Origin of the sequence: Pseudomonas sp. PA-5-4B (assembly GCF_021606215.1) — a bacterium.
GTDB lineage: Bacteria > Pseudomonadota > Gammaproteobacteria > Pseudomonadales > Pseudomonadaceae > Aquipseudomonas > Aquipseudomonas edaphica.
Genome location: NZ_WKDB01000043.1, coordinates 47,084 through 56,675, shown reverse-complemented (window position 1 = coordinate 56,675; position 9,592 = coordinate 47,084). Strand labels below are relative to the sequence as shown.

The window sequence follows — 9,592 nt, the reverse complement described above, 5'->3', positions numbered from 1 at the left end:
TTGTGAAGCTCCTTGCGAAAGTGGAGCCGCCACTGATCGCCGCGACGCGATTGAAGGTGGCAGCTGTACGCAGGTTCGCGGACCGGTCTAGGAGCAACCCGGCATACCCGAAGGTATCCCGCGCACAGCCGCCATAGCGCCGCACAGTAGACGATAAAAAAGCGTCGACTGAAAGGGAGATGGTGCTTTTACTCCGTAGTAAACCGGGCCGCGACGCCCGACCACTGCATTTGCAGCGGTGTACGGAGACTAGGGAGCCCGGTTCCTAGGGGCAACCCGAAAACCTTGTCGGAAATTTCCTCAGTAACAACAGGTACACACCCATCCAACTGTGGGAGCTGGTTGAAGATCGTTCCCACGCTCCCGTGTGGGAATGCCTCCTGTGACGCTCTGCGTCACCGTTGCGCAAGGCTCAAGTCGGGACGCGGAGCGTCCCTGGCTGCATTCCCACGCAGAGCGTGGGAACGATCTTTACAACAGGTACACCCCCATCCAGCTGTGGGAGCGGGCTTGCTCGCGAAAGCGGTGTGTCAGCCAAAACTGTTCTAACTGAACCACCGCCTTCGCGAGCAAGCCCGCTGAAGATCGTTCCCACGCTCCCGCGTGGGAATGCCTCCCGTGACGCTCTGCGTCACCGTTGCGCCGGGCTCAAGTCGGGACGCGGAGCGTCCCTGGCTGCATTCCTTTGCTGCGCGTGGGAACGATCATCACACCCCCATCCAGCTCCCACATTTGAACCGGTGACCACTCGACGATCGTCGCCCTGAAACCAAAGTTGGAAGGCTTCTTGCAATACCGCCTCCAGGACGCTCTCCCGCGTCAAAACTTTGCTTCAAGGAACACGAGGAATACCGGTGGTAGATCGCTCTCAAATGCTCAACACGGCCCGTGGCACCCTGACTGATTTGTCGCGGGGCAACCTGGGTGTGCCGTTGTTGTTGCTGGTGATGCTGGCAATGATGATGTTGCCAATGCCGCCGTTCCTGCTCGACGTGTTTTTCACCTTCAACATTGCGCTGTCGGTGGTGGTGCTGCTGGTCTGCGTGTATGCCCTGCGGCCGCTGGATTTCGCCGTATTCCCGACCATTTTGCTGATCGCGACCCTGCTGCGCCTGGCGCTGAACGTGGCATCCACACGAGTGGTGATGCTCCACGGCCAGGACGGCCACGCCGCCGCCGGTAAGGTGATCCAGGCCTTTGGTGAGGTGGTGATCGGCGGTAACTATGTGGTTGGTATCGTGGTGTTCGCGATTTTGATGATCATCAACTTCGTGGTGGTGACCAAGGGCGCCGGGCGGATTTCCGAGGTGAGCGCGCGGTTTACCCTCGACGCCATGCCCGGCAAGCAAATGGCGATCGACGCTGACCTCAACGCCGGCCTGATCGACCAGAACCAAGCCAAATCCCGTCGCCTGGAAGTCGCCCAGGAAGCCGAATTCTATGGCTCCATGGACGGCGCGAGTAAATTCGTGCGCGGCGACGCCATCGCTGGCCTGTTGATCCTGTTTATCAACCTGATTGGCGGCATGGCGGTCGGGATCTTCCAGCACGGCATGACCTTCGGCGATGCGGGCAAGGTCTACGCCTTGCTGACCATTGGTGACGGTTTAGTGGCGCAATTGCCATCACTGTTGTTATCCACAGCTGCAGCCATCATGGTCACCCGTGCTTCGGGCTCCGAAGACATGGGCAAGCAGATCAGCCGCCAGATGTTCGCCTCGCCCAAGGCGCTGGCCGTAGCCGCCGGCATCATGGCGATCATGGGCATCGTGCCGGGCATGCCGCACGTGTCGTTCCTGAGCATGGCGGCCATGGCCGCCGGTGGTGCCTACCTGTTCTGGCGCAAGCAAAATGCGGTCAAGGTCCAGGCCCAGCAGGAAATCGCCCGCCAGCAAGACTTGCTGCCATCCCCGGCCCGCGCCCAGGAAACCAAGGAGCTGGGCTGGGATGACGTGACCCCGATCGACATGATCGGCCTGGAAGTCGGCTACCGCCTGATTCCGCTGGTGGACCGTAACCAGGGTGGCCAACTGCTCGCGCGGATCAAGGGTGTGCGCAAGAAGCTGTCCCAGGACCTGGGCTTCTTGATGCCCACCGTGCACATCCGCGACAACCTTGATTTGGCCCCCAGCGCCTACCGCCTGACCCTGATGGGCGTGATCCTGGCCGAAGCCGAGATCTACCCGGATCGTGAGTTGGCGATCAACCCTGGCCAGGTGTTCGGCACGCTTAATGGCATTACCGCCAAAGATCCGGCTTTTGGCCTGGAAGCGGTATGGATCGAAGTCAGCCAGCGCAGCCAGGCACAATCGCTCGGTTACACCGTGGTCGACGCCAGCACCGTGGTCGCCACCCACCTCAACCAGATCCTCTACAAGCACTCCCATGAGCTGATCGGCCACGAGGAAGTCCAGCAATTGATGGGTTTGCTGGCCAAAGCCTCGCCGAAACTGGCCGAAGAACTGGTACCCGGCGTGCTGTCGCTGTCGCAGTTGCTCAAGGTGCTGCAAGCCTTGCTCGCCGAACAGGTGCCGGTGCGCGACATTCGCAGCATTGCCGAGGCCATCGCCAACAATGCCGCCAAGAGTCAAGATACTGCCGCTTTGGTGGCCGCGGTGCGTGTCGGGTTGTCCCGCGCCATCGTGCAAAGCATTGTAGGCATTGAGTCTGAGCTGCCTGTGATCACCTTGGAACCAAGGTTGGAACAAATATTGCTCAATAGTATTCAGAAGGCCGGACTTGGCCAGGAAGAGGGCGTTCTGCTGGAGCCAAGCATGGCTGAGAAACTGCAGCGTTCGTTGATCGAAGCCGCCCAGCGTCAGGAAATGGCGGGCCACCCGGTGATTCTGCTGGTGGCAGGCCCGGTTCGAGCGATGTTGTCGCGGTTTGGTCGCCTGGCAGTTCCGAATTTGCACGTTTTGGCTTATCAGGAAATTCCTGACAATAAGCAAGTGACTATCGTCGCGACAGTAGGGCCCAACGGCTGAGGTAGTGGGTTATGCAAGTTAAGCGTTTTTTCGCCGCCGATATGCGTCAGGCCATGAAACTGGTACGTGATGAGCTGGGCGCCGATGCCGCGATTATTGGAAACCGTCGCATTGCCGGCGGTGTCGAGCTGACGGCTGCCCTGGATTACACCCCGTCGGCGCTGGCGCCGCGCGTGCCGAACATGGAACTCGAAGACGAACTGCGCAAGACCGCTTCGCGCATTGTCTCGGCCCAGGCTGAATTGAGCATGCGTGGCGACAGCGATGCCAGCACCAATCGCCAATTGTTCGCCGGCTTGCCGCTGACCGCCGCCGAGCCGTTGGTAGAACCGACCTTCAAAGAACCGCCACGCCCTGCAGCGCCAGCCCCGGCCGCCGCTGTCGACCAGCGCGCGCTCGACTCGATGCGTTTTGAACTCAATGGCCTGCGTGAGCTGCTCGAAGTGCAGCTGGGCTCGCTGGCGTGGACGCAACTGCAAGGCAGCAAACCGCACCAGGCCAACCTGTGGCGTCGCCTGCAACGCATCGGCCTGTCCGGCCCGTTGTCGCGCGATTTGCTTGCACTGACGGCTGAAGTCGAAGAACCGCGCCAAGCCTGGCGCATGTTGCTGGCGCACCTGGCGCGCATGATCGCCACGCCGGAAATCGAACCGCTGGAAGAGGGCGGTGTGATTGCCATGGTCGGCCCCGCCGGCATGGGCAAGACCACCACCCTGGCCAAGCTGGCCGCGCGTTATGTGCTCAAGTACGGCGCGCAGAACATCGCGCTGGTGAGCATGGACAGCTATCGCATCGGCGCCCAGGAGCAGCTCAAGACCTTGGGCCGCATCCTCAATGTGACGGTGACCCACGTCGACCCGGGCCAGTCGCTGGCCAATGCACTCGACCCACTGCTGCGCAAGCGCGTGGTGTTGATCGACACGGCCGGCTTGCAAGCCAGCGACCCGGCACTGCGCATGCAGCTTGAAAGCCTGGCCGGGCGTGGCATCAAGTCGAAAAATTACCTGGTGCTTGCAACCACCAGCCAGAAACAGGTTCTTACCGCTGCCTACCACAGCTACAAACGCTGTGGCCTGGCCGGTTGCATTCTCACCAAGCTCGACGAAACTGCGAGCCTGGGCGAGGTGTTGAGCCTGGCTATCAGTCATGAGTTACCGGTTGCCTACCTGACCGACGGGCCGCGGATCCCGGATGATTTGCATCTGCCGCGCCGTCATCAGTTGGTCAGCCGTGCTGTCAGTGTGCAAATGCAAGAAGAGCCTAGCGAGGAAGCGATGGCCGATATGTTCGCCGACCTTTACCACAACCCGGCTAAGCGGGTGGGGTGAGGCAGGATGAACACCGTGAAATGTATCTACATCGATGGTCTGCAAGCGATTCACGCGGCCAAGCCATGTAGCCTGCGTCTAAGCAAGACAAGGTAAAGAAATAAAATGGGCAGCATGCATCCCGTACAGGTGATCGCGGTGACCGGCGGCAAAGGTGGCGTCGGGAAAACTAACGTGTCAGTGAATTTGTCCCTGGCCCTGGCAGAGCTTGGCCGTCGCGTCATGCTGCTGGATGCTGACCTGGGCCTGGCGAACGTGGACGTTCTGCTGGGGCTGACACCCAAACACACCCTTGCCGATGTGATCGAAGGCCGTTGTGAGCTGCGCGATGTGCTGCTGCAAGGCCCCGGTGGCATTCGCATCGTGCCGGCTGCCTCAGGCACCCAGAGCATGGTGCACCTGAGCCCGGCGCAGCATGCCGGCCTGATTCAGGCGTTCAGCGACATCGGCGACAACCTCGATGTGCTGGTGATCGACACCGCCGCCGGGATCGGCGAGTCCGTGGTCAGCTTCGTGCGCGCCGCGCAAGAAGTGCTGCTGGTGGTGTGCGACGAACCCACGTCGATCACCGACGCCTATGCCCTGATCAAACTGCTTAACCGTGACTACGGCATGAACCGCTTCCGCGTGCTGGCCAACATGGCCCAAAGCCCGCAGGAAGGGCGAAATCTGTTTGCCAAGTTGACCAAGGTCACGGATCGCTTCCTCGATGTCGCCTTACAATACGTGGGCGCAGTTCCTTATGACGAGTGTGTGCGCAAGGCTGTGCAAAAGCAGCGTGCAGTCTATGAAGCGTTCCCTCGTTCGAAGTGCGCATTGGCGTTCAAGGCTATTGCTCAGAAGGTCGATACTTGGCCGTTGCCTGCCAACCCTCGGGGGCATCTGGAGTTTTTCGTCGAGCGATTGGTGCATCAGACGAGCGCGGGACCTGTGCTATGACATCCAGCGGCTACAACCTTTACAAAAAGTCGGCACGTGACAGTCAGGGCGAACTGATCGAGCGCTATGCGCCCTTGGTCAAGCGCATTGCCTATCACTTGCTGGCACGCCTGCCTGCCAGTGTGCAGGTTGAGGACTTGATCCAGGCCGGCATGATCGGCCTGCTCGAAGTGTCGACCAAATACGACGCGAGCAAGGGCGCGAGTTTCGAGACGTATGCGGGTATTCGCATACGCGGTGCGATGCTCGATGAAGTGCGTAAAGGGGATTGGGCGCCGCGTTCGGTACACCGCAATACGCGTATGGTCAGTGACGCAATTCGTGCAATTGAAGCAAAAACCGGTCGTGACGCTAAAGATCATGAAGTTGCGGCCGAACTCCAATTGAGTCTCGACGATTACTACGGGATTTTGAACGATACCTTGGGCAGCCGCCTGTTCAGTTTCGACGACCTTTTGCAGGACGGCGAACACGAAGGGCTGCACGAGGACGGCGCGAGTGCACATCTGGAACCGTCGCGCGACCTGGAAGACGAACGTTTCCAGAGCGCGTTGGCGGAGGCGATTGCCAATTTGCCGGAGCGTGAGCGACTGGTGTTGGCGCTGTACTACGACGAAGAGCTGAACCTCAAGGAAATCGGTGAGGTCCTGGGGGTCAGCGAATCGCGTGTCAGCCAGCTGCATAGCCAGTGCGCCGCCCGCTTGCGGGGGCGATTGGGAGAGTGGCGCGCGCGCTGACAGGCAGTGTGGGGACACTGCAGACGCTACCGCAAAGGCTCTACGCTTTTGCGGGTTCGTGCCGTGGTGCCCTGGGCAGTCCTTTTTGTGTAACGCCTGTTGATTGAAATGGCGCGTCCAGGTGCTGGGCGCGTTTAAGACTGCTTGGAGGTCGAATTGGACAAGAACATGAAAATCCTCATCGTTGATGACTTCTCAACGATGCGGCGGATCATAAAAAACCTGTTGCGTGACCTTGGGTTCACCAACACGGTCGAGGCGGATGACGGCCTGACGGCGATTCCGATCCTCAACAGCGGGAGCATCGACTTTCTGGTAACCGACTGGAACATGCCGGGCATGACCGGTATCGACTTGCTGCGTCACGTGCGCGCCGATGAAAAACTGCGCAGCTTGCCTGTGTTGATGGTGACCGCCGAAGCCAAGCGTGAACAGATCATCGAAGCCGCCCAAGCCGGGGTTAACGGTTACGTGGTCAAGCCATTCACTGCATTGGCCTTGAAAGAGAAGATCGAAAAAATCTTCGAACGCATCCACGGCTGATGTCACCACGGGGGAGCTATGGAGCATAAAGAAACGTCACAGGGCGATTTTGAATCGACCCTGAAAAAGCATGCTCACCAGTTGGTCGACAGCCTTGAAAAAGGCCAGTTCGGCGACGCGGTGCAGTTGATCCATGAGCTTAACCAGACCCGTGACCGCGGCCTGTATCAGGAAGTGGGCAAGCTCACACGCGAGCTGCACAGTGCAATCGTCAATTTTCAGATTGACCCGCACATGCCCCAGGCCGAAGAAATCTCGCAGATCACCGATGCCACCGAACGCCTGTCCTATGTGGTCCGGCTGACTGAGGCGGCGGCCAACCGCACCATGGACCTGGTGGAAAACGCCACGCCCTTGGTCAATGGCATGGCCACCGAAGCTCAGGCGCTCAGCGTTGACTGGGGCCGCTTCATGCGCCGGGAAGTGGGGGCTGAGGAGTTTCGTGAGTTGGCGCGTCGGGTCGAGGGCTTTCTGTCGCGCACCGAACAGGAAAACCGCACGGTGGCCAGCAACCTCAATGACATTCTGCTGGCCCAGGATTACCAGGACCTCACCGGTCAAGTGATCAAGCGCGTGACCCAACTGGTCACCGAAGTGGAAAGCAACTTGCTCAAATTGGTACTGATGGCCGGCCAGGTCGACCGTTTTGCCGGCATCGAACATGACCGCGCAGCGATCCTCTCGGAAAAAGATCCACAAAAACATCTCGCCAAGGGTGAAGGTCCGCAGATTCATGCCGATAAACGTGAAGACGTTGTGTCAGGTCAGGATGACGTAGATGACCTGTTATCCAGTTTAGGCTTCTAAGGAGCACCCACATGAGCTTCGGCGCCGATGAAGAAATCCTTCAGGATTTCCTTGTAGAGGCCGGCGAAATTTTAGAGCAACTGTCCGAACAACTGGTCGAGCTGGAAAGCCGACCGGATGATGCGAACCTGCTCAATGCAATTTTTCGCGGTTTTCACACTGTAAAAGGGGGCGCCGGCTTCCTCCAGCTCCATGAGCTGGTGGAGTGCTGTCACATCGCCGAGAACGTGTTCGACATCCTGCGCAAGGGTGAGCGTCACGTCGACTCGGAACTGATGGACGTGATTCTCGAAGCATTGGATGCGGTCAACGGCATGTTCAGCGAGGTGCGCGAGCGTGCGCCGATCACTGCTGCCACGCCGGAGCTGCTGGCTGCGCTGGCACGCCTGGCCGAACCTGCCGATACCTCGGTTGCGCCGGTCGCCGCGCCTGAGCCTGAAGTTGAAGCCGAGCCGGATGTGACCGACAGCGAGTTCGAACAGCTGCTCAACTCCCTGAGCGCGGTGAAAGCCGAAGCTGAAGCACCGCAAGCGGTGGCTACGCCTGCCGTGCCGACCAGCGAAGACATTACCGACGCAGAATTCGAATCCCTGCTCGACCAGTTGCACGGTAAAGGCCAGTTTGCGCCGGACGCCGTGGCACCTGCTGCTGAGTCGGCAGCGCCTGCTGCGTCTGCCACATCTACAAGCGCCACCGACATTACCGACGACGAATTCGAAGCACTGCTCGACCAACTGCATGGCAAGGGCACGTTTGCTGCCGAAGCCTTGCCGGAAGTCGCCGCCATCGCGGCCGCACCTGCCGCCAGCGCTGCGCCTGCCAGCGTTGAGCCTGCCGCTGACGGCCTGATCTCCGATCACGAATTCGAAGCGCTGCTCGACGAGTTGCATGGCAAAGGCAAGTTCTCTGAAGTGGCCCCGGCCGCAGCAGCGACTGCAACGCCTGTGGCTGCCAAACCTGCGCCAGCCAAAGCCGCCGCGCCTGTGGCTGCCAAGCCCGCACCGGCACCGGCTGCCGCACCTGCGCGTGCCGCAGCGGCGCCGGTAGCCGAAAAGCCTGCCAGTGAAGCCGAAACCACCGTGCGGGTTGATACCGCGCGCCTGGACGACATCATGAACATGGTCGGCGAACTGGTGTTGGTGCGTAACCGCCTGGTGCGCCTGGGCCTGAACAGCGGCGATGAAGCCATGCAAAAGGCCGTGTCGAACCTCGACGTGGTCACCGCAGACTTGCAGACCGCCGTAATGAAAACGCGGATGCAGCCGATCAAGAAAGTCTTCGGCCGTTTCCCGCGCCTGGTTCGCGACCTCGCGCGCCAGCTCAAGAAAGAAATCAACCTGGAACTGGTGGGTGAAGAAACCGACCTCGACAAAAACCTTGTCGAGGCCCTGGCCGACCCGCTGGTCCACTTGGTGCGCAACGCCGTCGACCATGGCGTCGAAACCCCGGAAGAACGCGAAGCCTCGGGCAAGTCGCGTAACGGCAAGGTGATTCTGGCGGCCGAGCAGGAAGGCGACCATATCCTGCTGTCGATCACCGATGACGGCAAAGGCATGGACCCGGCGATTCTGCGCAATATCGCGGTCAAGCGCGGCGTGATGGACAAGGACGCCGCCGACCGCCTGACCGACACCGAATGCTACAACCTGATCTTCGCGCCGGGCTTCTCGACCAAAACCGAGATTTCCGATGTGTCCGGCCGTGGCGTGGGCATGGACGTGGTGAAGACCAAGATCAGCCAGCTCAACGGCTCGATCAATATTTACTCGACCAAGGGCCAGGGCTCCAAGATCGTGATCAAGGTGCCGTTGACCTTGGCGATCATGCCGACCCTGATGGTGATGCTGGGCAACCAGGCGTTCGCCTTCCCGCTGGTCAACGTCAACGAGATCTTCCACCTCGACCTGTCACGCACCAACGTGGTGGACGGCCAGGAAGTGGTGATCGTGCGCGACAAGGCGTTGCCACTGTTCTACCTCAAGCGCTGGCTGGTGGCTTCGGCCAAGCATGAAGAGCAGCGCGAAGGCCATGTGGTGATTCTGTCCGTGGGCACCCAGCGCATTGGCTTTGTGGTCGATCAACTGGTGGGCCAGGAAGAAGTGGTCATCAAGCCTTTGGGCAAAATGCTGCAGGGAACCCCGGGCATGTCGGGTGCGACCATCACCGGTGACGGTCGGATCGCGCTGATTCTCGATGTTCCGAGCATGCTCAAGCGTTACGCCGCACGGCGTATTTGATTCTGGCGGGGCAG

General features: G+C 60.2%; 7 protein-coding genes. All 7 read left to right on the top strand.

Annotation, left to right across the window (positions count from 1 at the left end):
* The first annotated feature begins 872 nt into the window (after positions 1–872).
* The 7 genes from flhA (at position 873) to GIW28_RS20390 (ending at position 9,578) form a co-directional block, all read left to right on the top strand.
* Positions 873–2,987 (top strand): flagellar biosynthesis protein FlhA, encoded by a 2,115-nt coding sequence (gene flhA / locus GIW28_RS20420; RefSeq protein ID WP_056861060.1) that lies wholly within the window; start codon positions 873–875, stop codon positions 2,985–2,987.
* 11 nt (positions 2,988–2,998) lie between these two features.
* The gene (gene flhF / locus GIW28_RS20415) at positions 2,999–4,315 is read left to right on the top strand and encodes a flagellar biosynthesis protein FlhF (protein WP_017134956.1); all 1,317 of its coding nucleotides are present in this window, start codon (positions 2,999–3,001) and stop codon (positions 4,313–4,315) included.
* A gap of 105 nt (positions 4,316–4,420) precedes the next feature.
* Positions 4,421–5,254, top strand: coding sequence for a flagellar synthesis regulator FleN (fleN, locus tag GIW28_RS20410; protein ID WP_003192912.1), 834 nt, complete (start codon positions 4,421–4,423; stop codon positions 5,252–5,254).
* Entirely contained in the window at positions 5,251–5,991 is a 741-nt protein-coding gene (fliA, locus tag GIW28_RS20405; RefSeq protein WP_017134957.1) for an RNA polymerase sigma factor FliA, read from the top strand. The genes fleN and fliA overlap by 4 nt, the downstream gene beginning before the upstream one ends.
* Positions 5,992–6,159: 168 nt before the next feature.
* Positions 6,160–6,534: a chemotaxis response regulator CheY gene (locus GIW28_RS20400; RefSeq protein WP_003192908.1), complete on the top strand. Its 375-nt coding sequence runs from the start codon at positions 6,160–6,162 to the stop codon at positions 6,532–6,534.
* An 18-nt stretch (positions 6,535–6,552) separates the two neighbouring features.
* Positions 6,553–7,341: a protein phosphatase CheZ gene (locus GIW28_RS20395; protein WP_099548887.1), complete on the top strand. Its 789-nt coding sequence runs from the start codon at positions 6,553–6,555 to the stop codon at positions 7,339–7,341.
* An 11-nt stretch (positions 7,342–7,352) separates the two neighbouring features.
* The gene (locus tag GIW28_RS20390; RefSeq protein ID WP_138448979.1) at positions 7,353–9,578 is read left to right on the top strand and encodes a chemotaxis protein CheA; all 2,226 of its coding nucleotides are present in this window, start codon (positions 7,353–7,355) and stop codon (positions 9,576–9,578) included.
* Positions 9,579–9,592: the final 14 nt, after the last annotated feature.

Bases quoted from the DNA above. Each gene is read 5' to 3' on its own strand.
- fliA (WP_017134957.1), top strand. From the start codon at position 5,251: ATGACATCCAGCGGCTACAACCTTTACAAAAAGTCGGCACGTGACAGT.
- fleN (WP_003192912.1), top strand. From the start codon at position 4,421: ATGGGCAGCATGCATCCCGTACAGGTGATCGCGGTGACCGGCGGCAAA.
- flhA (WP_056861060.1), top strand. From the start codon at position 873: ATGCTCAACACGGCCCGTGGCACCCTGACTGATTTGTCGCGGGGCAAC.
- GIW28_RS20390 (WP_138448979.1), top strand. From the start codon at position 7,353: ATGAGCTTCGGCGCCGATGAAGAAATCCTTCAGGATTTCCTTGTAGAG.
- GIW28_RS20395 (WP_099548887.1), top strand. From the start codon at position 6,553: ATGGAGCATAAAGAAACGTCACAGGGCGATTTTGAATCGACCCTGAAA.
- GIW28_RS20400 (WP_003192908.1), top strand. From the start codon at position 6,160: ATGAAAATCCTCATCGTTGATGACTTCTCAACGATGCGGCGGATCATA.
- flhF (WP_017134956.1), top strand. From the start codon at position 2,999: ATGCAAGTTAAGCGTTTTTTCGCCGCCGATATGCGTCAGGCCATGAAA.